General features: G+C 72.5%; 23 protein-coding genes. 14 read left to right on the top strand and 9 right to left on the bottom strand.

Going from position 1 to position 25340, the window contains the following annotated elements; genetic code table 11:
* Positions 1-57: 57 nt before the first annotated feature.
* The 5 genes from B9S64_RS07140 (at position 58) to B9S64_RS07120 (ending at position 4765) form a co-directional block, all read left to right on the top strand.
* Positions 58-837 (top strand): TraR/DksA family transcriptional regulator, encoded by a 780-nt coding sequence (locus B9S64_RS07140; protein ID WP_374936071.1) that lies wholly within the window; start codon positions 58-60, stop codon positions 835-837.
* 58 nt (positions 838-895) lie between these two features.
* Entirely contained in the window at positions 896-1636 is a 741-nt protein-coding gene (gene lspA, locus B9S64_RS07135) for a signal peptidase II (protein WP_103491482.1), read from the top strand.
* A gap of 23 nt (positions 1637-1659) precedes the next feature.
* Entirely contained in the window at positions 1660-2601 is a 942-nt protein-coding gene (locus B9S64_RS07130; protein WP_103491481.1) for an RluA family pseudouridine synthase, read from the top strand.
* Positions 2598-3071: a GNAT family N-acetyltransferase gene (locus tag B9S64_RS07125; protein WP_103491480.1), complete on the top strand. Its 474-nt coding sequence runs from the start codon at positions 2598-2600 to the stop codon at positions 3069-3071. The genes B9S64_RS07130 and B9S64_RS07125 overlap by 4 nt, the downstream gene beginning before the upstream one ends.
* Positions 3072-3178: 107 nt before the next feature.
* Entirely contained in the window at positions 3179-4765 is a 1587-nt protein-coding gene (locus tag B9S64_RS07120) for a Na+/H+ antiporter (RefSeq protein WP_103491479.1), read from the top strand.
* A gap of 27 nt (positions 4766-4792) precedes the next feature.
* Here B9S64_RS07120 and B9S64_RS07115 read toward each other — a convergent pair whose 3' ends face one another.
* Entirely contained in the window at positions 4793-5938 is a 1146-nt protein-coding gene (locus B9S64_RS07115; protein WP_103491478.1) for a mechanosensitive ion channel family protein, read from the bottom strand.
* A gap of 46 nt (positions 5939-5984) precedes the next feature.
* On the opposite strand from B9S64_RS07115, the gene B9S64_RS07110 reads away from it, so the two are divergent.
* Positions 5985-6554: a dienelactone hydrolase family protein gene (locus tag B9S64_RS07110; RefSeq protein ID WP_037876319.1), complete on the top strand. Its 570-nt coding sequence runs from the start codon at positions 5985-5987 to the stop codon at positions 6552-6554.
* 105 nt (positions 6555-6659) lie between these two features.
* Here the strand turns inward: B9S64_RS07110 and B9S64_RS07105 are convergent, their stop codons facing one another.
* From B9S64_RS07105 to B9S64_RS07095, 3 genes are all read right to left on the bottom strand, one after another.
* Positions 6660-8306: an alkaline phosphatase gene (locus B9S64_RS07105; RefSeq protein WP_103491477.1), complete on the bottom strand. Its 1647-nt coding sequence runs from the start codon at positions 8304-8306 to the stop codon at positions 6660-6662.
* A 114-nt stretch (positions 8307-8420) separates the two neighbouring features.
* A complete protein-coding gene (locus B9S64_RS07100; RefSeq protein ID WP_103491476.1) occupies positions 8421-9236 on the bottom strand; it encodes a DsbA family protein in 816 nt (271 codons plus the stop codon).
* 49 nt (positions 9237-9285) lie between these two features.
* A complete protein-coding gene (locus B9S64_RS07095) occupies positions 9286-10011 on the bottom strand; it encodes a hypothetical protein (RefSeq protein WP_109491998.1) in 726 nt (241 codons plus the stop codon).
* A gap of 210 nt (positions 10012-10221) precedes the next feature.
* Here B9S64_RS07095 and dnaE point away from each other — a divergent pair, with 210 nt between their 5' ends.
* Positions 10222-13761: a DNA polymerase III subunit alpha gene (gene dnaE, locus B9S64_RS07090; RefSeq protein ID WP_103489640.1), complete on the top strand. Its 3540-nt coding sequence runs from the start codon at positions 10222-10224 to the stop codon at positions 13759-13761.
* A 78-nt stretch (positions 13762-13839) separates the two neighbouring features.
* On the opposite strand, the gene B9S64_RS07085 is transcribed toward dnaE, so the two are convergent.
* Positions 13840-14019, bottom strand: coding sequence for a hypothetical protein (locus B9S64_RS07085; protein WP_103489641.1), 180 nt, complete (start codon positions 14017-14019; stop codon positions 13840-13842).
* A gap of 273 nt (positions 14020-14292) precedes the next feature.
* Here B9S64_RS07085 and B9S64_RS07080 point away from each other — a divergent pair, with 273 nt between their 5' ends.
* The 7 genes from B9S64_RS07080 (at position 14293) to B9S64_RS07050 (ending at position 20663) form a co-directional block, all read left to right on the top strand.
* Positions 14293-15552, top strand: a complete 1260-nt coding sequence (locus B9S64_RS07080; RefSeq protein ID WP_103505047.1) for an NYN domain-containing protein — start codon at positions 14293-14295, stop codon at positions 15550-15552.
* A gap of 115 nt (positions 15553-15667) precedes the next feature.
* Positions 15668-16822: a helix-turn-helix domain-containing protein gene (locus B9S64_RS07075; protein WP_103493129.1), complete on the top strand. Its 1155-nt coding sequence runs from the start codon at positions 15668-15670 to the stop codon at positions 16820-16822.
* A gap of 172 nt (positions 16823-16994) precedes the next feature.
* The gene (locus tag B9S64_RS07070) at positions 16995-17402 is read left to right on the top strand and encodes an ATP-binding protein (protein WP_103493132.1); all 408 of its coding nucleotides are present in this window, start codon (positions 16995-16997) and stop codon (positions 17400-17402) included.
* Positions 17399-17578 (top strand): hypothetical protein, encoded by a 180-nt coding sequence (locus B9S64_RS07065; protein ID WP_103493130.1) that lies wholly within the window; start codon positions 17399-17401, stop codon positions 17576-17578. Before B9S64_RS07070 ends, B9S64_RS07065 begins: the two co-directional genes overlap by 4 nt.
* 225 nt (positions 17579-17803) lie before the next feature.
* Positions 17804-18796, top strand: a complete 993-nt coding sequence (locus tag B9S64_RS07060) for an ABC transporter ATP-binding protein (protein WP_103493131.1) — start codon at positions 17804-17806, stop codon at positions 18794-18796.
* A gap of 37 nt (positions 18797-18833) precedes the next feature.
* Positions 18834-19679: an ABC transporter permease gene (locus B9S64_RS07055; protein ID WP_028440206.1), complete on the top strand. Its 846-nt coding sequence runs from the start codon at positions 18834-18836 to the stop codon at positions 19677-19679.
* A 168-nt stretch (positions 19680-19847) separates the two neighbouring features.
* Positions 19848-20663 carry an ABC transporter permease gene (locus B9S64_RS07050; protein WP_109491997.1) on the top strand — a complete coding sequence of 272 codons (816 nt, stop codon included), beginning with the start codon at positions 19848-19850 and terminating at the stop codon, positions 20661-20663.
* A gap of 340 nt (positions 20664-21003) precedes the next feature.
* Here B9S64_RS07050 and ybaK read toward each other — a convergent pair whose 3' ends face one another.
* From ybaK to B9S64_RS07030, 4 genes are all read right to left on the bottom strand, one after another.
* Positions 21004-21516, bottom strand: a complete 513-nt coding sequence (gene ybaK / locus B9S64_RS07045; RefSeq protein WP_103489366.1) for a Cys-tRNA(Pro) deacylase — start codon at positions 21514-21516, stop codon at positions 21004-21006.
* Between the two features lie 15 nt (positions 21517-21531).
* Positions 21532-22317, bottom strand: coding sequence for an LON peptidase substrate-binding domain-containing protein (locus tag B9S64_RS07040; protein ID WP_103489367.1), 786 nt, complete (start codon positions 22315-22317; stop codon positions 21532-21534).
* Between the two features lie 5 nt (positions 22318-22322).
* Positions 22323-23363, bottom strand: a complete 1041-nt coding sequence (locus B9S64_RS07035) for a hypothetical protein (protein ID WP_103489368.1) — start codon at positions 23361-23363, stop codon at positions 22323-22325.
* A gap of 219 nt (positions 23364-23582) precedes the next feature.
* On the bottom strand, positions 23583-25184 hold the full coding sequence (locus B9S64_RS07030) for an oxidoreductase (RefSeq protein ID WP_103489369.1): 1602 nt from the start codon (positions 25182-25184) through the stop codon (positions 23583-23585).
* Between the last annotated feature and the right edge of the window lie 156 nt (positions 25185-25340).

Here is a 25340-nt window from a genome sequence, read left to right as displayed (position 1 = left end):
CGGGGCCGCCGGGCGGGTGACCGGGCGGATTACCCGGCGGGGAGCTGGGCACAACCTCTGCGGGCGCCGCGCCGCCCGGCACGGGGAGGGGCCGTCCGGCGGCGTGCCCCGTTGCCGCGGAGCCGGAGTCGATTTATCGTCCCAGGACGATTCGGGTGCAAGAGCACGCTTTGTGACCGCGCGGAAGGGTGCCGCGGAGACGGGGTGCCGCTCGGAAGAGCACGGCGCGCAAGACGTACGGCTGAGCAGAGCGCGGCCGGCAGGAGCACGGCCGGGACGCCCCCGGAGCGGGTCGCGAGGGCGTCGAAGGCCACAGGGGCGGCACAGTCCGCCGAGCAGACAGGAGCCCACACGGTGGTAGCCAAGAAGAGCGCGGACCGGAACACGGCCGCGGGGGAGGGCGTCGCCACGACGGCGCCCCCGGCCAGCGCCGCCGATCCGGCAGACCTCGCGGTCAGGCCCGGGGAGGACCCCTGGACCCCGGAGGAGGTCGCCGAGGCGCGGACGGAGCTGACCGGGGAGGTCCTGCGGCTGCGCAGCGAGCTGGAGACGTCGGGCGCGGCGCTGGCCGGTCTGATGCGGGACTCCGGGGACGGCGCGGGCGACGACGACGCGGACACCGGCACCAAGAACATCACCCGGGAACACGAACTGTCGCTCGCGGCCCACGCCCAGGAGACGCTGGAGCAGACCGAGCGCGCGCTCGCGAAGCTCGACTCCGGGACCTACGGACTCTGCGAGATCTGCGGCAAGCCGATCGGCAAGGCACGGATGCAGGCCTTCCCCAGGGCCACACTCTGCGTGGAGGACAAGCAGAAGCAGGAGCGGCGAGGCTGAGCGTCCCGGGGTTGTCGTACCCTCGTCCTCAATCAGGCACCTAGGTTGAGGGACTCACGTGGCAGAGGCGGAGCGCATCATCGGTACGCCGGACATCCCCGATGCCGAGGGGGCCGACGGGGCGGAGCCCCAGCGGCCTTCCGAGGGCACCGAGCAGCCCCGTGGCGACGCGAAGGGCGCCGGGCCGGCCCGTGGTGACGCGGAAGGCGCGGAGCCGGCCGAGGGCGGCCCGGCAACCGGTGACGCGGCGACCGGTGACGCCGCGACCGGTGGCGAAGCCGCGACCGGCGGTGACGCGGCGGTGGGCGGGCGGCGCCGGAAGAAGATCCTCGTCCTCCTCTGCGTGGCCGTCCTCGCCTATCTGCTCGACCTGGTCAGCAAGACGATCGTGGTCGCGGAGCTGGAGCACCGGGCGCCCGTCGAGATCTTCGGCGACTGGCTGAAGCTGGAGGTGATCCGCAACGCGGGTGCCGCGTTCAGCTTCGGCGAGGCGTACACCGTGATCTTCACGGCCATCGCCTCGGTCGTGATCATCGTGATCATCCGCCTCGCCCGCAAGCTCTACAGCCTGCCCTGGGCCATCGCCCTCGGGCTGCTCCTCGGCGGGGCGCTCGGCAACCTCACCGACCGGATCTTCCGGGCGCCCAGCATGTTCCAGGGCGCGGTGGTGGACTTCATCTCCCCCGCGCACTTCGCCGTCTTCAACCTCGCGGACTCCGCCATCGTCTGCGGCGGCTTCCTGGTCGTGATCCTCTCCTTCAAGGGCCTGGACCCCGACGGGACCGTTCACAAGGACTAGGTGCCGCAAGGCATACTCGACAGGTGAGTACGTATCCCGAGGTCCGCACCCTGCCCGTACCCGACGGCCTGGAGGGCGAGCGAGTCGACGCCGTCATCTCCCGGATGTTCGGTTTCTCCCGCACCAAGGCCGCCGAGCTGGCCGCCGCCGGGAAGGTCCAGGTGGACGGCGCGGTCGCCGGGAAGTCCGAGCGGGTGCACGGCGGGGCCTGGCTGGAAGTGGAGATGCCGCAGGCGCCCGCTCCCGTCCAGATCGTCGCCGAACCCGTCGAGGGCATGGAGATCGTCCACGACGACGACGACATCGTCGTCATCATGAAGCCGGTCGGGGTCGCCGCCCACCCCAGCCCCGGCTGGACCGGCACCACCGTCATCGGCGGGCTGGCCGCGGCCGGTTACCGCATCTCGACCTCGGGCGCCGCCGAGCGCCAGGGCATCGTGCACCGGCTGGACGTCGGCACCTCCGGCCTGATGGTGGTGGCCAAGTCCGAGCGCGCCTACACCCTGCTCAAGGCCCAGTTCCGCGACCGGGTCGTCGAGAAGAAGTACCACGCGCTGGTCCAGGGCCACCCGGACCCGATGAGCGGCACCATCGACGCCCCCATCGGCCGCCACCCCCAGCACGACTACAAGTGGGCCGTCACCGCCGAGGGCAAGCCCTCCGTGACGCACTACGACCTCATCGAGGCCTACCGCGCCGCCAGCCTCCTCGACATCAAGCTGGAGACCGGGCGCACCCACCAGATCCGGGTGCACATGGCCGCCCACCGCCACCCCTGCGTCGGCGACCTGACGTACGGCGCGGACCCCACGATGGCCAAGCGGCTCGGGCTCACCCGGCAGTGGCTGCACGCCGTCCGCCTCGGCTTCGAGCACCCGGCCGACGGCGGCTGGGTCGAGTTCTCCAGCGCGTACCCGGACGACCTGCGGCACGCCCTGGAGACCATCGCCGCGGAGAGCCGGTGACCCCGCCCGTCCTCGGCGGCACCCGCAGGGCCGTCGGCGCGGACGACCGCGCCGCCTGCTTCCAGGTCCGCAAGGACGTCTTCGTCGGTGAGCAGAACGTCCCCGAGGAGATCGAGTACGACGAGCACGACGCCACGGCCGTGCACGTCCTCGCCGTCGCGGCGGACGGCTCCGCGCTCGGCACCGGACGGCTGCTGCACGGCCCGGACGCGGCCGGCCGGACCGGCGGGGACCTCACCGTCGGCTCGCTGGGCAGGCTCGCCGTGACCCGCGAGGCCCGCGGGCTCGGGGTCGGCGCCGCGCTCGTACGGGCCGTGGAGGACGAGGCGCGCGCGCTGGGCCTGACCGGCGTCGACCTGCACGCCCAGACCCACGCCCTCGGGTTCTACGAACGCCTCGGCTATGTGGCGTACGGGCCCGAATTCCCGGACGCCGGCATTCCGCACCGGGCCATGCGGCGGACGTTCTGACCGTGTGCCGCGCGGGGGCGCCGCACCGGCCGGGGGATCCGCGTGGCAGGCTGGACGCCCTCATCGGCTGATCACCGGGCCCGGCCCGCTGCGGAAGGCGAACCCTCGTGGACCAGATGGCACTGCTGCTCCTGCTGCTGCTCGGAGCGGTGGTCACGGTGCCCCTGGGGGAGCGGCTCGGACTGCCGGCGCCGGTGCTGATGACCCTCGTCGGGGTCGCGATGGCCTTCGCCAGCTTCGTCCCCGACGTGGACATCCCGCCGGAGATCATCCTCCCCGCCCTGCTGCCCCCGCTGCTCTACGCCTCCGTGCAACGCACCTCCTGGCGGCAGTTCGCGGCCAACAAACGGCCCATCTTCCTGCTGGCCGTCGCCCTGGTCTTCGTCACCACGGCCGCCGTCGCCGCCGTCGCCGACGCGATCGTCCCGGGGCTGCCCATCGCCGCCGCCGTGGCGCTCGGCGCCCTGGTCGCCCCGCCCGACCCCGTCGCCGCGTCGGCCGTGGCCGGCTCCCTCGGTCTGCCCCGCAGGCTGGTCTCCATCCTGGAGGGCGAGGGCCTGTTCAACGACGTCACCGCCATCGTCCTCTACCACGTGGCGATCGCCGCGGCCGTCAGCGGGACCTTCTCGCTGCCCGAGGCCTTCGGGCTGCTCGTCCTCTCCGCCGTCGTGGCCGTGGTCGTCGGGCTGGTGCTGGGCTGGCTCACCATCAAGCTCATGGGCCTGCTGGGCGACGCCACCCTCCAGGTGGGCCTGACCCTGCTGGTGCCCTTCGTGAGCTACGTGCTCGCCGAGGAGCTGATGGGCTCGGGCGTCCTGGCCGTCCTGACCACGGCCCTCTTCCTCGCCGAGCACACCGCGGACGCCGACGACGTCCAGGGGCGGCTGACCGGCCGCTCCTTCTGGGAGATCGTGGACACCCTCGTCACCGGGGTCGCCTTCGGCCTCATCGGGCTCGAACTGCACAACGTCTTCGGCACGGCCGGGGAACGGCTGCCGGAACTGCTGGGCTGGGGGCTCGCGGTCGTGGCCGTCGTCGTCGGCGTCCGGCTGATGTGGCTGCTGCCCGCGACCTGGCTCGCCAAGCGGCTGCACACCCGGCGCGACTACGACGAGGAGATCCCCACCAGCTGGCGGGAGACCGTCGTCATGTGGTGGGCGGGCATGCGCGGAGTGGCCTCGGTCGCGCTGGCCCTCGCCATCCCGCTGAAGACCGACGACGGGAAGCCGTTCCCCGGGCGGGACGAGATCGTCTTCATCGCCTTCGTCGTCATCATGGCCACCCTCGTCATCCAGGGACTGACCCTGCCCTGGCTGGTGCGCAAGCTCGGTGTCCGCGCGGACGCCGACGCCGACCAGGCCCTGGAGCGGGACCTCGCGATGCGCGCGGCGGGGGCGGCCAAACGCCGCCTCAAGGAGATCGAGGAGCGGGAGGACTTCCCCGACGAGGTCCTCGAACGCCTCCACCGCGCCGCCTACGACATCGGGGCGCGGATCAGCCCCGACATGGTCGACGAGGAGAGGCGCGCGGCGTACGCCCGGCGCGCGGAGCGCTTCGCGGCGGTCAGCCGCGTCCAGCGGGACATGCTGTCGGCCGCACGCCACGAGGTGCTGTCCGCCCGCAACGAGCCGGGCGCGGACCCGGAGGTCGTGGACCGGGTGCTGCGGTACCTGGACGTACGCAGCCTGCGCTGACGTACGCGGCGCGAGGCGCCTACCGGGTCAGCCGCGGCCCGTGCGCGGGTTCCTGTCCCGGTCGGGGACCTTGCCGTTGCCGGCCGGGCTCCGGACCGCGTCCGCACCGGTCAGCGCCGCCCAGTGCTCCTGGGGCGGCAGCGAGGCGGGGGCCGTGGTGACCCGCGGCAGCGCGTACGGGTGGTGGGCGCGCAGCCAGACGATCAGCTGCTCGCGCACCGCGCAGCGCACCGTCCAGATGTCGTCCGCGTCCTTGGCCGTGACCACCGCCCGGACCTCCATCGTCGTGGGGGTGGTGTCCGTCACGGCCAGGGACCAGTTGCGGCCGTCCCAGGCGGCGCACTCGCCGAGGATGTCGCGCAGCGCGTCCCGCATCTCCGCGACCGGCGCCGAGTGGTCGAGCTGGAAGTAGACGGTGCCCGACATCTGGGCTCCGCCCCGCGACCAGTTCTCGAACGGCTGGCTGGTGAAGTACGAGACCGGCATGGTGATGCGCCGCTCGTCCCACGTACGCACGGTGAGGAAGGTCAGGGTGATCTCGTCCACCGTGCCCCACTCGCCGTTCACCACCACGGTGTCCCCGAGCCGCACCATGTCCCCGAAGGCGATCTGGAACCCGGCGAAGAGGTTGCCGAGCGTCGACTGGGCGGCGACACCGGCGACGATGCCGACGACACCGGCCGAGGCCAGCATCGAGGTACCGACCGTACGCATCTCCGGGAACGTCAGCAGCATCGCCGCGATCGCGACCGTCGCCACCACCGCCGTCACCACCCGCTGGATCAGCGTCACCTGGGTGCGGACCCGGCGGACCCGGGCCGCGTCGCGGGACGCCGCGGCGTAACGGGCGTACGAGGACTCCACGATCGTGGCCGCCACGCGCAGGACCAGCCACGCGGACGCCGCGATCAGCACCAGCGTGAGGGTCTGACCGATCACGGCCCGGTGGTCCCGTACGGCGTCGACACGTATCTGCGTGTAGGTCGCCCCGAGCAGCGCCGTGCCGAGCACCACCTGCAAGGGCGGCCGGCAGCGGCGCAGGAGACCCCAGAGCGGTGTCTCGCTGTGCCGGGCGTCGGCCCGACGCAGCAGCACGTCGACCAGCCAGCCCAGCACCAGCGTCAACACCAGCGACCCGCCCACCACGAGCAGCGGTCGCAGTACGTTCTCCATCGAACTCTTCCTCCAAGTCTTCGGGCCCAGCTGGCACGATGGAGGCATGAACATCATGCTCTTCCACTCGACCTACGGTCTGCGGCCGGCCGTGCACATGGCGGCCGACCGGCTGCGCGCAGCCGGGCACGAGGTGCGCGTGCCCGATCTCTTCGAGGGCCACACCTTCGACACGGTCGAGGAGGGAATGGCCTTCAAGGACGAGGTCGGCAAGGACGAGCTGCTCAGGCGCGCCGTGCTGGCGGCGGCGCCCTACTCGGACCAGGGCCTGGTGTACGCCGGGTTCTCGTTCGGGGCGTCGGTGGCACAGACGCTGGCGCTCGGCGACGCGAAGGCGCGCGGGCTGCTGCTGCTCCACGGTACCTCCGACATCGCGGAGAACGCGTCGGTGGAGGAGCTGCCGGTCCAGCTGCACGTCGCGGACCCGGACGCGTTCGAGCCGGCGGACTGGCTGAACAGCTGGTACCTCCAGATGAAGCGGACCGGCGCCGACGTGGAGGTCTACCGCTACCCGGGGGCCGGGCACCTGTACACCGACCCGGACCTGCCCGACTTCGACAAGCCCGCCGCGGACCTGACCTGGAGGGTCGCCCTCGGCTTCCTCGCCACGCTGTAGGGAGCGCCGGGGCGGAGGCGCGCACGGGGCGCCCCGGCAAGGCGCGCACGGGCCCGCCCGGCCCCTCCCGCCCGACCCCTCCCGTCCGGCCCCTCCCGTGACCGCTCAGCGCACCGGGGCGTCGGCCCGTTCGGTCTTCTGGGTGCCGCTGCGCGTGCGGTACGAGCGGACCCACGAGGACGTCGCGTCCCGGCGGGTCTTGTCGGAGACCGCGTAGTAGTCCATCTGCGAGCGCTCGGCGGTCACGTCGAGGACGCCGTAGCCGTGCGAGTCCAGGTCCACCCACTTCACGTGCCGGTTCGCCGCCCTGAGCGCGGCGGCCGCGACCACCGAGACCGTCTGGGGCGCGACCCGCAGGATGTCGTCCAGGTTGTCCGAGGTCACCGACGTCACCACGAACTCGGTGGCCGCGGAGGCCGACAGCGGGTAGGTGGCCGCCTTCACCGGTACGTCGTTGGCCCACGCCATGTGGATGTCACCGGTCAGGAAGACCGTGTTGGTGACCGCCCGGTCCCGGAGATGGGTGATCAGCTCCTTGCGGTCGTGCGTGTAGCCGTCCCACTGGTCGACGTTGACCGCGAGCCCCTCCGCCGGCAGCCCCAGCAGCCCGGTGAGCGGCCCCAGCAGATGGGCCGGGACCGACCCGAAGGCCACCGGTGAGATCATCACGGAGGTGCCGACCAGTTTCCAGGCGGCGTCCGAACCGGCCAGCTGGGCCTTCAGCCAGTCCAGCTGGGCCCGCCCGGTGATCGAACGCCCCGGGTCGTCGACCGCGCCGTCGCCGACGGAGACCTGCTCCGAGCGGAAGCTGCGCAGGTCCAGCAGGAGCAGATCGGCCAGGTTCCCGAAGCGCAGCCGCCGGTAGACGGTTCCCTCGGTGGAGGCGCGGACGGGCATCCACTCGAAGTACGCCTGCTTCGCCGCCGCCACCCGGGCCGCCCAGGGGCCCTCGGTCTGAGGGGTGTGGTTCTCGGCCCCGCCCGACCAGGCGTCGTTGGCGAACTCGTGGTCGTCCCAGATCGCGATCACCGGGTGGACGGCGTGCAGCGCCTGGAGGTCGGTGTCCGTCTTGTACGCGCCGTGGCGTGTGCGGTAGTCGGCCAGGGTGACGATCTCGTGGAGCGGGGCGTGGGGGCGTACGACGGTGCCCCGGGTGGGATAGTCGCCCGAGGCGTACTCGTAGACGTAGTCGCCCAGGTGCAGCACGGCGTCCAGGTCGGCGCGGGCCGCCAGGTGCCGGTACGGGGAGAACCAGCCGGCCTCCCAGTTGGCGCAGGAGACCACGCCGAAGCGGATTCCGGGCGTCGCCGCTCCGGCCGCGGGTGCCGTGCGGGTGCGTCCGGCGGGGGAGACGACCTGTCCGCCGGCCGCCGAGAAGCGGAACCAGTACGCCGTGGCCGGGCTCAGCCCGCGCACGTCCGCCTTGACGGTGTGGTCCGAGGCGGCGCGGGCGAGCGCCGTGCCCCGGGCGGTGATCCGGGTGAACTCCTTGTCCTCGGCGACCTCCCAGGAGACCGCCGTGTCGGCCCCGAGGCCCGAACCGGGCACGGCGTCCGGGGAGGGGGTGACGCGGGTCCACAGGAGGATGCCGTCCGGCAGCGGGTCACCGGAGGCCACCCCGTGCAGGAAGGCCGGGCCGTCGGCGGCGCGGGCGCCGGTCGCGGCGACGAGCACGGGGCCGGCGACCGCGGTGGCGGCGGCTGCCTTGACGACCGTGCGGCGGGTGGGTGCGGAAAGGTGTCGTCTGGTCACGGCCCATGACACTACTGGCGAGTAGAGCGAACAGGCGGGCGAACAGAGGAAGTTCGCCCGCCTGTCGGCCGTTCGACGGCCGGAATTCCGCCCCCGGTCCCGGGGGCGCCCCGGTCAGCCCTTCAGCGCCGCGGTGATCGCCGTGGTGAACTCGGCCTCCGTCATGGGGGAGTTGTCGCTGCCCTCGGCGGTGATCTTCTTGCCGTCCATCATCAGCGTGGGGGTGCCCTGCACCCCGCTCTTGTCGAAGGCCTTGGACATCTTCATCGCCCAGGCGTCGTACGTGCCGTCCTTGACGGCCTTCTCGAACGCCTTGTTGCCCTTGAGGGCGTCGACCGAGTTCGCCACCTCGATGAGGTAGTCGTCCTTGGCGAACTTGTCGTCGGTCTCCTCGGGGTGGAACTCGGCCGAGTACAGCGCGGCCTTGTAGTCGAGGAAGGCCTCCGGGCTCACGTCGAGCGCGGCACCCAGGGCGCTGAGGGCGTTCTTGGAGCCCTCGCCGTTGGACATGTTGTCGATGAAGGTGGCACCGACGTACTTGATCTTGTACGTGCCGGCCTCGACGTCCTTGGCGACCTTCTCGCCGACCGCCTGCTCGAACGTGGCGCAGACCGGGCAGCGGGAGTCCTCGTACAGCTCCAGGGTCTTCTTGGCGCTGTCCTTGCCGATGACCACGGTCGTGCCGTCGTCGCCCGAGGTGTTCTTCGGGGCGGTCACGTTCTTCGCGTCCGCGGCGGCCTCCCAGGCGGAGGGCTTGTTCAGCTGCATGACGCCGTAGCTGACACCGCCCGCGATCGCCAGGACGGCGACCACCGAGACGCCGACGACGAGCTGCTTGCGCGTCTTGTCCTTCTTGGCCTGACGCTCGCGCTCGGCGCGCAGCCGCTCGCGCGCGGCGGACTTGTTGGCCTGGCTGTTGCGCTTGCTCATGGGTGTTCTCCGTAGGTGCGTGGGGGTGTGGAGCGGGGATACCGCGTACTCAGGCGAAGGCACGGGCCGAGCGCGGAGGTCCCCTCCGTCCCACACAGTGCACGAGGAGGCGGGCCGGGCCGAGCGGGCCCGGACGTCCGGCCGGGCGGGGGCCCGGCCGCTCGGGACGGGCGGTGGCGCCCACCGCGGCGACCGCGGTGAGCAGCGGCCGGAAGGCGACGGCGGCCGCCGCGCGCAGCAGGGCGGCCAGGGCCGACTCGCCGTGCCGCAGCCAGGCGGCCGCCAGCAGCCCCACCGCCACGTGGGCGGCGAGCAGCAGCCAGGGCACGGCCGGACCGGGCGAGGCCAGCAGGGCCGCGGCGCGGTCGCCGGTGCCGGTCACCCCCGCCAGCGGGGTGCCCACCGTGGCGACACCGGAGAGCGCGTCGGGGCCCGTGTGGGCGCCGCCGCCGCAGAGCACGTCCACGCCCACGGAGCGCAGCGGACCGGCGATCGGGCCGCCCGCCGCCCCGTAGCAGAGGTGCTGTCCGGTGGTGAAGACGGTGTCGGCGGCCAGCTCCAGCGGAACCAGCAGTCCGGCGATGGCACCGAAGCCCCGCTCCCGGCCGGCCAGCGCGAACGCCATGGCGAAGACCACGGCCGCGAGCAGCGCTATCGACGCCGCCGGCAGCGGGACCCGGGAGAGCAGTACGTGGGACGCGGAGGAGAGCGTGACGACGAGCGCGGTGAACAGCGCCGCGCGTACCGCTCTGATCGGTGTCCCTGATACGTCCATCGCCGCAGAGTGTGCCATGTGAACCTGTAAACCGGCCCTAAGGACCGTCGATCCGGGGGCCCGGCCGGGCACGACGGACGGGGCGGCCGGTCCCGTCCCCCCGGCGCGCGGTCGCCTCACCAGGGCCCGCCGCCTGTCGGTGCCAGGACGTAGACTTCGACGCTGTCCCCCCACTCCGCCCTCGCCCGTTCTCCCCGGAGGCACAGCGCCGTGAGCAAGCCGCCCTTCACGCACCTGCACGTCCACACCCAGTACTCGCTGCTGGACGGTGCCGCGCGGCTCAAGGACATGTTCGAGGCGGCGAACACGATGGGCATGTCGCACATCGCGATGACCGACCACGGCAACCTCCACGGCGCCTACGACTTCTTCCACTCGGCGCAGAAGGCCGGGGTGACGCCGATCATCGGGATCGAGGCGTACGTCGCCCCCGAGTCGCGCAAGCACAAGCGGAAGATCCAGTGGGGGCAGCCGCACCAGAAGCGCGACGACGTCTCGGGTTCGGGTGGTTACACCCACAAGACGATCTGGGCGGCGAACAGCACCGGTCTGCACAACCTCTTCAAGCTCTCCTCCGACGCGTACGCCGAGGGCTGGCTCCAGAAGTGGCCGCGTATGGACAAGGAGACCATCTCCCAGTGGTCCGAGGGCCTGATCGCCTCCACCGGGTGCCCCTCCGGTGAGGTGCAGACCCGGCTGCGGCTCGGGCAGTTCGACGAGGCGGTCCAGGCGGCCTCCGACTACAAGGACATCTTCGGCGAGGGCCGGTACTTCCTGGAGCTGATGGACCACGGCATCGAGATCGAGCGCCGGGTCCGCGACGGGCTGCTGGAGATCGGCAGGAAGCTGGACATCCCGCCGCTCGTCACCAACGACTCGCACTACACGTACGCCCACGAGGCCACCGCGCACGACGCCCTGCTCTGCATCCAGACCGGCAAGAACCTCTCCGACCCGGACCGCTTCCGCTTCGACGGCACCGGCTACTACCTGAAGACGACGGAAGAGATGTACGCCGTCGACTCCTCGGACGCCTGGCAGCAGGGCTGCGACAACACCCTGCTGGTCGCGCAGCAGATCGACACCACCGGGATGTTCGAGAAGCGCGACCTGATGCCGAAGTTCGAGATCCCGGAGGGCTTCACCGAGGTCACCTGGTTCCAGGAGGAGGTCCGGGTCGGCATGGGCCGCCGCTACCCCGGCGGTGTCCCCGAGGACCGGCAGAAGCAGGCCGAGTACGAGATGGACATCATCATCCAGATGGGGTTCCCGGGGTACTTCCTCGTCGTCGCCGACTTCATCATGTGGGCCAAGAACAACGGCATCGCGGTCGGCCCCGGGCGAGGCTCGGCGGCCGGCTCGATCGTGGCGTACGCCATGGGCATCACCGACCTCGACCCGATCACGCACGGTCTGATCTTCGAGCGGTTCCTCAACCCCGAGCGCGTCTCCATGCCCGACGTAGACATCGACTTCGACGAGCGCCGGCGCGTCGAGGTGATCAGGTACGTCACCGAGAAGTACGGCGCCGACAAGGTCGCCATGATCGGCACCTACGGCAAGATCAAGGCCAAGAACGCGATCAAGGACTCCGCGCGTGTGCTGGGCTACCCGTACGCGATGGGCGACCGGCTCACCAAGGCCATGCCCGCCGACGTCCTCGGCAAGGGCATCGACCTCAGCGGCATCACCGACCCCAAGCACCCGCGTTACGGCGAGGCGGGCGAGATCCGGGGGATGTACGAGAGCGAACCGGACGTCAAGAAGGTCATCGACACCGCCAAGGGCGTCGAGGGCCTGGTCCGGCAGATGGGCGTGCACGCGGCAGGCGTGATCATGTCCAGCGAACCCATCGTCGACCACGCCCCGGTCTGGGTGCGGCACACCGACGGCGTCACCATCACGCAGTGGGACTACCCCCAGTGCGAGTCGCTCGGCCTGCTCAAGATGGACTTCCTGGGCCTGCGCAACCTGACGATCATGGACGACGCCATCAAGATGGTGAAGGCCAACAAGGGCATCGACCTGGAGATGCTCTCCCTGCCGCTGGACGACCCCAAGACCTACGAACTGCTCTGCCGCGGTGACACGCTCGGGGTGTTCCAGTTCGACGGCGGCCCCATGCGTTCGCTGCTGCGCCAGATGCAGCCCGACAACTTCGAGGACATCTCCGCCGTCTCGGCCCTCTACCGGCCGGGCCCGATGGGCATGAACTCGCACACGAACTACGCCGAGCGCAAGAACGGCCGCCAGGAGATCACCCCGATCCACCCGGAGCTGGAGGCGCCGCTCAAGGAGACGCTGGGCCTGACGTACGGCCTCATCGTCTACCAGGAGCAGGTCCAGAAGGCCGCCCAGATCATCGCCGGCTACTCGCTCGGCGAAGCCGACATCCTGCGCCGCGTGATGGGCAAGAAGAAGCCCGAGGAGCTGGCGAAGAACTTCGTCCTCTTCCAGGCCGGCGCCAAGAAGAACGGCTACTCGGACACGGCGATCCAGGCGCTCTGGGACGTCCTGGTGCCCTTCGCGGGCTACGCGTTCAACAAGGCGCACTCCTCGGCGTACGGCCTGGTCACCTACTGGACCGCGTACCTCAAGGCCAACTACCCGGCCGAGTACATGGCGGCGCTGCTGACCTCCGTCAAGGACGACAAGGACAAGTCGGCGGTCTACCTCAACGAGTGCCGCCGCATGGGCATCAAGGTCCTCCCGCCGAACGTCAACGAGTCCGAGTCCAACTTCGCCGCCCAGGGTGACGACGTGATCCTCTTCGGGCTCACGGCCGTCCGCAACGTCGGGCAGAACGTCGTCGACTCGATCATCCGGTGCCGCAAGGCCAAGGGGAAGTACTCCTCCTTCCCGGACTTCCTGGACAAGGTCGAGGCGGTCGTCTGCAACAAGCGCACCGTCGAATCGCTCATCAAGGCGGGCGCGTTCGACGAGATGGGCCACACCCGCAAGGGTCTCGTCGCCCACCACGAGCCGATGATTGACAACGTGGTCCAGGTCAAGCGCAAGGAGGCCGAGGGCCAGTTCGACCTCTTCGGCGGCATGGGCGAGGAGGAGAGCGACGAGCCGGGCTTCGGACTCGACGTGGAGTTCTCCGACGTCGAGTGGGAGAAGTCCTACCTGCTCGCCCAGGAACGGGAGATGCTCGGCCTCTACGTCTCCGACCACCCGCTCTTCGGGCTGGAGCACGTGCTCTCCGACAAGTCGGACGCCTCGATCTCCCAGCTCACCGGCGGCGAGCACGCCGACGGCGCCATCGTCACCGTCGGCGGCATCATCTCCGGCCTCCAGCGCAAGATGACCAAGCAGGGCAACGCCTGGGCCATCGCCACCGTCGAGGACCTGGCGGGCTCCATCGAGTGCATGTTCTTCCCGGCCACCTACCAGCTGGTCTCCACCCAGCTCGTCGAGGACACCGTCGTCTTCGTCAAGGGACGCCTCGACAAGCGCGAGGACGTGCCGCGCCTGGTCGCCATGGAGATGCAGGTCCCCGACATCTCCAACGCCGGGACCAACGCGCCCGTCGTGCTGACCATCCCCACGGTCCGGGTCACCCCGCCCATGGTGAGCCGGCTCGGCGAGGTCCTCGGCAACCACCGGGGCGACACCGAGGTGCGCATCAGGCTCCAGGGCCCCCGCAAGACCACCGTCCTGCGGCTGGACCGCCACCGGGTCAAGCCCGACCCGGCCCTCTTCGGCGATCTGAAGGTGCTGCTCGGGCCGTCCTGCCTGGCCGGCTGAGCCCGGCCCCGTACCGCACCACCACGAAAGGGGCGCCCCGCGGACAGCGGGGCGCCCCTCTCGTGCGGGCGGGACGGGTCAGTTGTGGCCGAAGCGGCGCTGGTGCTTGCGGGAGACGTCCGAAGAGGTGTCCTGGGTCTGCGCCCTGTCCTGCGCCCGCGCCTCGAACGAGGTGGACTTGGCGTCCTCGTTGCCGCGCTCGGCGGTGGACACGCGATCATGCCGACTGCCCTGCTTACGGTTCTTGTTCTTGGCCATCGGTGGTGCCTCCTGTGCGGAATCGTGCGGGCCAGGACCGCTGTCAGATTCACATAGCACCCGATAAGCCGCATGTTGGATCATCACTCAGTGTGATTCGGGTTGTATCATGCGCCATTTTCCCGATCCGCCACGCCGATGATCGAGTTCCGGACGTTAACGCCCGTTCCGTCGGGCAGACTCGAAGGAAACCCTGAGTAAGCGAACCCCGAACAAGCGGACCCACCCCCCACGACCAGGTCCGCTGATCCGTTCCCGAATTCCTGGAAGAGGGTGGAACGCGTGGACCGTTGCGTCGTCCTGGTGGACGCCGGCTATCTGCTGGGCGCAGCCGCCAGCCTGCTGGCCGGGGAGCCCGCCCGGTCCCGCATCACCGTCGATCACGCCGCCCTGATCCGGGGCCTGCGGCTGCGCGCCGAGGCCGACACGGAACAACCCCTCCTCCGCATCTACTGGTTCGACGGCGCCCCCGACCGCGTACCGCAGCCCGAACACCGGCGGCTGCGCGTGATGCCCCGGGTCACCGTCCGGCTCGGAGCCCTCACCCGCAGTGACGGACGGTGGGCGCAGAAGGGCGTCGACGCGGCGATGCACGCCGAACTCACCGAACTGGCCAGGAACCGCGCCTGCTCCGACGTGGTGCTGGTGACCGGCGACGGCGATCTGCTGCCCGGACTGATGTCCGCCAAGGAACACGGGGTGGCCGTTCACCTCTGGGCGGTCCAGGCCGCCGACGGCGACTACAACCAGTCCGAGGACCTGGTCGCCGAGGCCGACGAACGGCGGGTGCTTGACCGGGCGTGGATCACCCAGGCGGTACGCGCCAAGGACACCGGGGCCGTCTGCGCGCCCGCGCCCGTCCCGCGCCCGGAGATCGCCGCGATCCTCTCCGCCCCGCTGCCCGAGGCCGCGCTCGCCGCCTCGGTCGAACGGGCGTCCGAGGCGCAGGCCGCCGCCCGCAACGGCACCGTGGAACCGGCCGCCCGCACCACCGCGCCCCCGCAGCCCGCCCCCGGCCCCAAGGGCGTCCCCACCCCCAAGGACCTCGCCGCCCTGCGCGCGCCCGTGGACCGCGCCGCCCCCTCCGCCGTACAGCAGCAGCCCGCCGGCAACGCCACCCTGCGCTGGTCGTCCGACAAGGGATGGGTGGAGCGCGGCGGACCGCTCGGCGAACCGTCCGAGACCGCGTCCCTGCCCACCCTGGCGCAGCTCACCAGCGCCGAACAGCGCTGGGCGGACCGGGAGGAGGACATCACCACCGTCGGCGGCGACCCCTTCGAGGTGGGCCAGGTCTTCGCCCGGCGCTGGATGGAACGCCTCCCGGAAGCGGTCCACCTCCAGCGGCTGTCCACCATGTACCCCCGCATCCCGCACCGCATCGACGGCGAACTCCTGCGCTACGCGGCCCGGTTCGGGCTGCTCGCGCACAAGGACGACCAGATCGACGAGCACGACCGCTATGCCATCCGGGCGGGATTCTGGCGCGAGATCGACGTGACGGCGGCCGCCGAACACGCCCCCGCGGGCGAGTAGCACGGCCCCGGGCGTGACGGTGCCCGCCGGACCCGGAGGCGGTACGGGGCGGCGGACCCCGTACGGGGGCCATGCGGCCTGGGTATCGTCGGGAGGGAGCACCGAAGGAGGGCCCATGTCCGACGAACACGGCCTCGGGGACCGACTGCGGGAGATCCGCAAGCGGCGCGGCCTCTCGCAGCGTGAACTGGCGAAAGCGTCGAAGGTCAGCCACTCGCTGATCACGAAGCTGGAACAAGGCGTGGTGGCCGATACCCGCATGGAGACCGCCCGGAAGCTGGCCGCCGCCCTCCGGGTGCCCACCACAACGCTGGTGGAGCGTGCGCCCGCCGAGCCCCACCCCGCGCCCGAGCCGTGGCAAGCCCTTCAGCGTGCCGTGGAGCGCCCCGCCGAGCAGCCCGACGAGGAACCGACGACCCGGGGAGTCCAGGACGGTCTGGAAGCCGTCAGGGCGGCCCACTTCGGCAAGCGGATGCGGGAGGCCGTGGACCTCCTGGTGCCGCTGCTGCGAGACGCCGAAGCCCTCGGAGACACCCCGGCCGCACGGGCGGCCCGCGCTCAACTGCTCCAGATCGCCGGATCGACCCTGACCGGGGCCCGGCAGTTCTCCGCCGCCGAGACCGCGCTGCGCCGGGCCCTGGACGAAGCCCCGGACCGCCTGCGGGCCGCCAGCGTCGTCACCACCTGGACGTGGCTGCTGGTGCGTCAGGGACGCTTCGACGCCGCCCGCGCCATGGCGGTGAAGTGGGCCGACGACGCCGAGCCCCGCATGTCCCGGGCGACCGCCGAAGAGATCGCCGCGTGGGGGTGGCTGCTGATCCAGGGGCACGCGGCGGCCCTCCGGGACAACCGGGGAGGGGAGGCCGCCGACATGCTGCGCCTTGCCCGGTCGGCGGCTGTCGCCACGGGACCGCTCCGCCACGGCGACGTACGGATCGCCACCTGGGGGCCGTCCACGGTGGCGTACAAGGCCGCCGAACAGGGCGTCGTGACCGACCGGCCGGACGAGGTGCTGGAGATCGCCCCCCGACTGAAGGGCGGCACCGGGTCCGAGTACCACCGTCACCGGCTCGATGTGGCGAAGGCGTACACCATGACGCGTCAGCACGGCCGCGCGCTCGACGTGCTGGGGGAGGTCGCGGCCGAGGCCCCGGAGTGGATCGCGGAGCAGCCCTACGCCCGGGACACGTTGGCCGACACGATCACCCGTCGGCGCACCCTCACCACCGAGACGCGTCAACTTGCCGACCTGGTGGGTCTACCGCTCTGAACTACACCTTTGACACTTCGGGCTGACGGCCCGCCAGACTGTCATTGAACCGGCGGAGCGGTGCCGTCACGGTTGAGACCATGACCCCTTTCGTACGCCGCGCCGTCTGCCCGCCCCCGCCTCGCAGAGCCCCGGGCCGGGGGCACAGGCAGGGGGAGGGTGTCCGGTGAGCATGGCCGCCTCTCCACGCCCGACCGGGCACCCCGGGTACACCGAGACCCTGCCGCGCGAGCCGGGAAGCGCCGCCACCGCGCGCCGTCTGGTCCGCGTCGCCTTATCCGTCTGGGGCCTGGAGGAGCTGGCCGACGACGGGGCCCTCATCGTCACCGAGCTGGTGGCGAACGCCGTGCGGCACGCTCGGCGGGAATCCATCCGGATCACGATCGATCGGCCCGCAGAGGACCGGGTACGTGTTGCCGTCCTGGACTTCTCCCAGCGATACCCCGTACGTAGGGACTCGGGCCCCGAGGACGAGGGCGGGCGTGGCCTCGCGCTCGTGGAGAAGCTGGCGGCGGACTGGGGTACCGACCCGCTGCCGTGGGGCAAGCACGTGTGGGCGGACCTGGAGGAGCGAGGGTGACCACCGCGGAGATGCCCGGCCGCAGCATGGCCCGAGCCCACCTGTCGCGGTTGATCGAGATGTTCGGTACGGACGGGTGGCTACAGGTCAGGACCACCCACGACCCCGCCACAGCCGGTGAAGCCTTGGACGCCGCTCCCGGCGGTGACGAGCCGGAGGACGGGGAGCGGAGCTGACCCAGGGATGGGTGAAGCTCGGCCGGTGAACCTCACTCGGCCGGGGCTTCGCCGTCTCACGTCCTCTCACGCCGCTCTCGCGGAATGTCGGGGACTGTAGGGAAAATGTGGTGCTGACCTGGGAAGACACGTAAACCCTGGACGCCTACGGACGCCAAAAGACGGCCTGTAGGGTAGTACCTCGTGAGTACGGGCACAGCACAGGCACAGGCGGGGACCGGGACCGTGTGCGCGGTGCGTGATCTGGTCAAGACCTATCCCGGCGTCCGTGGCCGGCGCGGTCGTGTCGCCACTCCCGAGGTGCGTGCCACCGACGGGATCAGCATCGACGTCCGGCGCGGTGAGATCTTCGGGCTGCTCGGACCCAACGGCGCCGGGAAGTCCACGCTCGTACGGCAGCTCACCGGTCTGATGCGGCCCGACTCCGGCAGTGTCGAGGTGCTGGGGCACGACCTCGTGCGCCACCCCGAGCGGGCCTCCCGGCTCCTCGGCTACCTCGGGCAGGAGTCCACCGCGCTCGACGAACTGACCGTGTCCCTCGCCGCCGAGACTACCGGGCGGCTGCGCGGGCTGCCGGCCGGTGAGGCGCGGGCCGCCCGCGACGCGGTGCTGGAGGAGCTGGGCCTCACGGAGCTGGCCGGACGCCCCCTGAAGAAGCTGTCCGGCGGCCAGCGGCGGCTCGCCTGCTTCGCCGCCACGCTGGTCGGGGAACGGCCTCTCCTGGTCCTGGACGAACCGACGACCGGGATGGACCCGGTCGCCCGGCGTGCCGTCTGGTCCGCCGTCGACCGGCGCCGGGCCGAACACGGTACGACGGTCCTGCTCGTCACCCACAATGTGATCGAGGCCGAGACCGTGCTCGACCGGGTCGCGGTCATGGAGCGCGGCAAGGTCATCGCCTGCGACACCCCCACCGGGCTCAAGGAGCGGGTGGCGGGAGAGGTCCGGGTCGAGCTGGTGTGGCGCGAGCGGGCGCCGCTGGACGTGCCGGAGGTGGCGGCGCTCCGCGCGTCGGCCCGCGAGTCGGGGCGCCGCTGGGTGCTGCGGCTCGGGCCGGACGAGGCGCGGGCGGCGGTCGCGGCGGTGACCGGCGGGGCGGCGTTCTCCTCGCTGGACGACTTCACGCTGGCCACACCCAGCCTGGAGGACGTCTACCTGGCGCTCGGCGGGGACGCGGCACGGGCGGCGGGGACCGCCGGAGGACTGGTGAAGGCGTGAACACGAAGTGTCCGAAGTCGAAGGGGAGCAGCGCCAGGTGACGAGCATCGTTTCCGCGGAGGCCGCGCGGAAGGCGTCCGGCCCGGCCCGGACCTCCGGGCGGCCGGGTCCCTCCTCCGCCACCGCGCCCGCGCCCCTCGCCCCCCGCGCCAGGCTGCTGCCGTCACTGGCGGCGGTCTACCGGGCGCAGCTCTCCCGGGCACGGGTGGCCCGGATCCCCCTGCTGTTCGTCGCGACCTTCCAGTCCGTCGGGATCATGGTCCTGATGCGCGGGGTCGTGGACGGCGGCAACGAGGCACGGGCCGTCGTCGCGGGCTCCAGCGTGCTGGTCGTGGCCTTCGTCGCGCTCAACCTGCTCGCGCAGTACTTCGGCCAGCTCCGGGCGGGCGGCGGCCTCGACCACTACGCCACGCTGCCGGTGCCGCCGGCCGCCGTGGTGCTGGGGGCGGCGGGCGCGTACGCCTCCTTCACCGTGCCCGGGACGGTGGTCACGGCGGTGGCGGGCAGCGTGCTGTTCGGCCTGCCGCTGACCCACCTCTGGGTGCTCGTCGCCGTCATCCCGCTGTCCGGGGCCGCGCTGTCCGGCCTGGGGGCGGCGCTGGGGCTGCTGGCGCCGCGGGCCGAGCTGGCGACGCTGCTGGGCCAGCTGGGGATGTCGGCAGCCCTGCTGCTGGGCGTCCTGCCGGCCGAGCGGCTGCCGGGGCCGGTGGGATGGGCCCGGGACCTGCTGCCCTCGACGTACGGGGTGGAGGCGCTGTCCCGGTCGTTCGACGCCCACCCGGACTGGGCGGTGGTGGCCCTCGACCTCGGGGTGTGCGCGGCGGTGGGGGTGCTGTCGCTGGCGGTGGCCACGTGGGCGTACCGGCGGGCCGCGGTGCGCTGAGCGGGGGTGGGGCGGCGCGGTGCGCTGAGCCGGGTGGTGCGGCGCCGTGCGGTGCGGCGCCGTGCGGTGCGCTGAGTGGGGTGTGTCTGCGGTGGGCTTCCGGCGCCGTGCCGGGGGTGGCGCCGGTCCGGTGAGGCGGGGGCCGGGGCGGCCTGGCACCATGTCACAGTGACCGCACCGTTGACTCCGCCGCATGAGCCCGACCCCCACGACCCGTGGGCGGCCCCGCCCTCCGGGTCCCGTCTCGCGCCCGGCGGCCCCGCCTCCCCGCCGACGGCGGCGGAGCGCCGCGCGGAGCTGGCGCAGGGAGCCGCGACGGCCGTGCTGGTCGCCGTCACCGGGTTCCTGCTCGGCCTGTTGTGGCTGTGGCTGGCGCCGCGTGTGCCCCTGGTCTCCGACGACACGGCCGTCTTCCTCAAGAACAGCGAGGGCGAGGAGGCGATCGGGGCGGACGGCACGTTCGTGCTGCTGGCCCTCGCCTTCGGTCTGCTCTCGGCCGTGGCCGTCTTCCTGCTCCGCCGGCGCGGCGGCATCTCGCTCGTGGTGGGTCTCGCCGTGGGCGGACTCCTCGGCTCGCTGCTCGCGTGGCGGGTCGGGACGTGGCTCGGGCCCACGTCGGACGTGGTGGCCCACGCCAAGCAGGCCGGCAAGGGCGTGACGTTCGACGCGCCGCTGGAGCTGCACGCGGTGGGTGCCGCGGTGCTGGCCTGGCCGATCGCGGCGATGCTCGCGCATCTGGTGCTGACGTGGGTGTGGGGGCCGCGGGATCCTGAGCCGGACTGGGAGGAGTTCTGGGGGGCCGGTTCCGGGGCCGGGGCGGTGTCGGGGGCCGGGTCCGGTCCGGGGGCGGTGCCGGGGTCCGGGCACGGTTCAGGGTTCCTGGGCGGGTCGGGGGCCGAGGCCGGGTCCGGGTCCGAGTCCGGGTCCGGGTCCGGGGCGGGCGAGAAGGGTGGGGCGGAGGGGTGGCCGCCGCGGCGGTCCTAGCGGTGCGGGGGGCGCCTGCGGCGGGCTTGTCCCCTACCCGCCCCTTCCCGTAACCGGGGCTCCGCCCCGGGCCCCGGTCCTCAATCGCCGGACGGGCTGGAGTGGGGGGCTCCGCCCCGGGCCCCGGTCCTCAATCGCCGGACGGGCTGGAGTGGGGGCTCCGGAACGGGGCTCCGCCCCGGGCCCCGGTCCTCAAACGCCGGACGGGCTGGAGTGGGGGGCTCCGCCCCGGGTCCCGGTTCTCAAGCGCCGGACGGGCTGGAGTGGGCCCTCCGGAACGTGTGTCCGGCCCTGGCCCCCGGTCCTCAGTCGCCGGACCGGCCGGGAGGGGCGCCGCCGGTCACGTGCGGCCGATCGGGGCCAGGGTGGCCTGGGTCAGGGTGGTCAGGGCGGTGGGGGTGAGTTCGACCTCCAGGCCGCGGCGGCCCGCCGAGACGCAGATCGTGGGGTGTTTCTCCGCCGAGGCGTCCAGGACCGTGCGCAGGCGTTTGCGCTGGCCGAGGGGGGAGATGCCGCCCCGGACGTATCCCGTGGTGCGTTCCGCGGCCGCGGGGTCCGCCATCGCGGCCCGTTTGCCGCCCACCGCGGAGGCCAGGGACTTCAGGTCCAGGGAACCGGCCACCGGGACGACCGCGACGACCAGTTCGCCGTCCACGTCGGCGACCAGCGTCTTGAACACCCGGTCCGGGGAGACACCGAGCGCCTCGGCGGCCTCCTCGCCGTACGAGCCGTACGACGGGGACGAGGGGTCGTGGTCGTAGGAGTGCACCGTGAAGGCGGTGCCCGACGCGGTCAGCGCGACCGTCGCCGGGGTGCCGCCGGGCTGCTGGTGCTTCTTCGGCTTCTTCGCCACGGCCGGGGTCCTCGGTCAGTTGGGGTGGGTGGGGGCGCGGGTCAGGTCGATGGCCGGCAGCGACGGGAGATGCCGGATGACGGCCGTCTCCTTGCGCAGGAGCGCCAGCTCCTCCCGCAGCCGCGTCGCGGTGTCCGGCGCCTGGAGGAGCCGCTGCTTCGTCGGCACGTCGAGTACGGCAGCCGCCGCCACCAGGTACGAGACCACGGACGGGTCGTCCGGCAGGTCCGCGCCGGTGGTCAGGGAGCGCTCGCTGGCCCCGGCGAGCCGCTTCTGGTAGCTGCGGAAGGCCCGCAGGACGCCCTCGGAGAGGGCCGCCGCCTCCTCGTCCGCCGATGTCCGCCCGGTCTCGTCGCCCTCGGCGGCGGGGTTCTCCGGGAGGTCCTCCACCTCGGCGGTCAGATACGGGCCGCTCGCGTCCACCGAGAGCAGCCGGACCCGGACGGTGCCGGTCGCCAGGACCTCGAAGCTGCCGTCGGCGCGCTCGCGGATCTTCGCCGCGTCCGCGACGCACCCCACCCGGTGGAAGGCCTGGGCCGGGTCGGGGCCGAAACCGTCGCCCGGGGCGCGTTCGCCGGCGTCCGGAGCGGGGGCGGTGTCCGGCATCCCCCTGCCCGTACGGGCCGTCTGGCGGCCCTCGCGGATCGCGACGACCACGAAGCGGCGTGGCTCGTCCTCGTCGGTCGCCGCGAGCTCGCGCATCATGGCGCGATAGCGCTCCTCGAAGACGTCGAGCGGCAGCACGAGGCCGGGGAACAGCACCGCGTTCAGCGGGAAGAGGGGCAGTCGAGCGGTGGTCACAACGCTCAAGCGTAATGGCCTCGCGGCTCGCCGTGTCCGGCCCGCCCGCGCAAGGGGGTGGAAGAGGCCACCCGCAGGCGTACCGACGCCCTGGTGTCGAGGAATCCGCCCAGCGCGTCGTCGGCCACCGAGGCCCAGGGGAACGAGGTGGCGTACGGCCCGATCAGCCGGAACTGCTCCAGCGCCTCGTGCGTGCGCCCCCGTGCCGCCAGCACGCAGGCGAGCAGGTTGCGGACCTCGGCGGGCCACGGGTCCCCGGCGGGGAAGCCCGACGAGAGGGTGATCGCGAGGTCCGCGGCCGCGTCGATCCGGTCCTCCTGCACGGACGTGGTCCGCCCGGCGGCACCGGCGTCGCTCAGCAGGGCGAACGCCGCCCGTACGGGCAGCGCCTGCACCAGGGAGTCGGCGGCGGAGTCCTCGGCCGCCCGCTCGGCGAAGTCGAAGCACTCGCGGTGCGAGCCGTACCAGGCGGCGGAGAGGTACCGGAGCGCCGCCACATGGCAGCCGTAGTGGTGCCTGGAGCGGAGCAGGGCCTGCTCCCACAGCGATTCGAAGACGGTGTGCGAGGCGTGCGTGCCGCGGGCGTGGTCGAGCGCGAGCCGCCATGGCACCGGGTCCCGGGGATCGGCCTCCGCCGCGGCCGTGATCAGCGGGCCGACCTCGCGCAGGAGTTCGGCGTGGGCGGGCGAGGACCAGGCCCGCCGGACGGCCAGTTCGGCCTTGACGAGCAGGGCGTCCGGGTCGGCCGGGGCCGCCGCCAGCCAGTGGGTCAGCCAGTCCTCGCGGCTGTCGGCGAACGCCACCAGGCGGGTCAGGCCACGGTCGCGGGCCTCCCAGTCCGCCGCGTCCCGGGTGGTGGCCAGCAGCTTGGCGGCGGGTTCGAAGTCCCCCAGGGCGGCCGCCACGAGCGCGGGGGAGAGCCGCTCGTCCGGGGCGTCGAGCAGCACGGCGTCGTCGGCCGGCAGCGCGGCCGCCAGCCCCGGCCCGTACCGGAACGTGCGCGCGCGGCTCAGCAGTGCACGGAGGAATGCCATGGTGCAGACCATTGAAAAGCGCTGGTGGAGGCGGCGCCAGGGGGCCTCTGTGAAGCTTCTGTGGCGAGTACGAGGGTTGCCCTGGAAAGATTCAAGAAAGGGCAAAGGAAGCGGCGTCCGCTGGCTTGAATCCGACCTTCGCGCCGCCCCGGCCCGGTCTGCCGGCCGGGCCTCGACCAGCCTTTCGAGGGCCGTGGCCTCCCTCCCGGGAGGGAGGCCAGGGGGACCCGGTCAGCTCCGGCGCAGCAGCCGGGAGGCGCCCGCCGCCACCGTGGTGGCCAGTATCCACCCCACCAGGACGAGCCCGGACGCCGTCCACTGCCAGCCGTCCTCCACCCGCCAGTAGGGGACCTGACCGAGATCGATCACCGGGATCAGCAGGTCCAGCGCGTACAGCGCGGGATTCCACTGCGGATGCTCGTCCCCCTTGATCGCCGCCGGGTGGTAGTGGGAGAACGCCACCGTGCCCGCCGCCCACAGCACCGCCATCCACACCAGCGCCCGCCCCGGCCGGTAGCCGTACGCCACCGCCCAGTCCTGGAGGTAGCCCCAGGCCCGGCCCGCCGCCGGCAGGGTCTCGCGGCGGCGGCGCTGCTTGGCGAGCAGGACCTCCCGGGCGTCCGCGTCCTCCCCGCAGTTGCGCAGGACGGTCGCCAGGCGCTCGTACGGCTCCGGCACGTACTCCGGGGTCGCGGCCAGTACCCATTCCAGGCGGCGGGAGAGCGGGAAGTGGCCGTACGGGACGAGGTTCTCGTACACGAAACCGCCCATGGCCAGCCCGCCCGGACCCGGCCAGCTGGTCGAGACGTCGATCAGCGTCACCACCCGCGCCCCGTTGAGCACCACCCGTCCCTGCTCCGGGCGCTCCGCGTTGAAGCGCAGCTCCGGTGTGACGATCCGGCGCATCGACAGCTCCTCCGGACCGGTCAGGACGAACCGGGCCTTGTGGAGGTCCACCGCGTCCCCGAACCGCCCGTCGTCCAGCCGCACCGCGCCCCGGCACTCGAAGATCTGGGCGCGCGTCCCGGGGACCGGACCCCCGCCGTGGGCGATGCCGTACGGGGGAGTGGTGCCCTGGTTCCCGGTCTCCACGCTCACCCAGGCCTCGGTCATGTACAGCGTGCGTTCCACGGTCAGCTGCGGGGCGTTGAGCGCCCGCCGCCCGTCCGTGGCCCGCAGCCTGCTGCCGCGCAGACTCAGCGAGCCGCCCACGGTGGTCCCGCGCAGGCTCAGCTCGCCCCGGGCCTCGACCATCTCGGCCTGGAGGTCCTGCGCCACCGACATCCCGTCCCCGACGAACGCGCGGCCCCGCCGGTCGGGCCCCACGACCAGCTGGTTGAGCAGCAGATCCGTGCCGATCTGGGCGTCCGTCAGCCGGATGCCCCGCTCGACCCGGCAGCGCGGCAGATGCAGGTCACCCTCGGTGCGCAGCCGGGCGGCGTCCAGCCTCGGCACCGCGCAGCCCACCAGCCGCAGGGTCGTGAAGTGGCACTCGGGCAGGACGACCTCCTGCTCGAAACGGCACCCCGTCAGCTCCACGTACGGCGCCACCCTGCCGCCCGCCAGGTCCAGCTTCCCGGTGATCCGCACGCCCCGGAGCTTGAGCGCGGCCACCCGGCCCGGACGCGCGGGCGGACCGTCCAGGAGCAGGCGGGCCACCGTGCGCGCGCCGACACTGCGCTCGGGGCCCCAGATGTGCGGGGTGAACGGATCGTCGCGCACCGGGTCGTTCGCGCGCAGGTCGTAGGTCGTACCGTTCCGGAAGGACTGCCACATGCCCAGCTCAGCCGCGCTGAGGCCGTTGGGGATCTCTCCGTCGTGCGGCTCGGTCACTGCCTCACCTCCACGTGCGCGGAACCTCCCGCGCCCCGTAGAGCCGTTCTTCCCTTTGTGTGACGAACTGAACACTCTTGGTCAGCAAGGGCCCCCGGGAGATGTATCAGCCAGTGATACGGGCGGCCGGGCGGCATGGGCGGTCTGAGAGAATTG

The organism is Streptomyces sp. SM18 (assembly GCF_002910775.2).
Taxonomy (GTDB): domain Bacteria; phylum Actinomycetota; class Actinomycetes; order Streptomycetales; family Streptomycetaceae; genus Streptomyces; species Streptomyces halstedii.
This window is presented reverse-complemented; position numbering and strand designations above follow the sequence as displayed.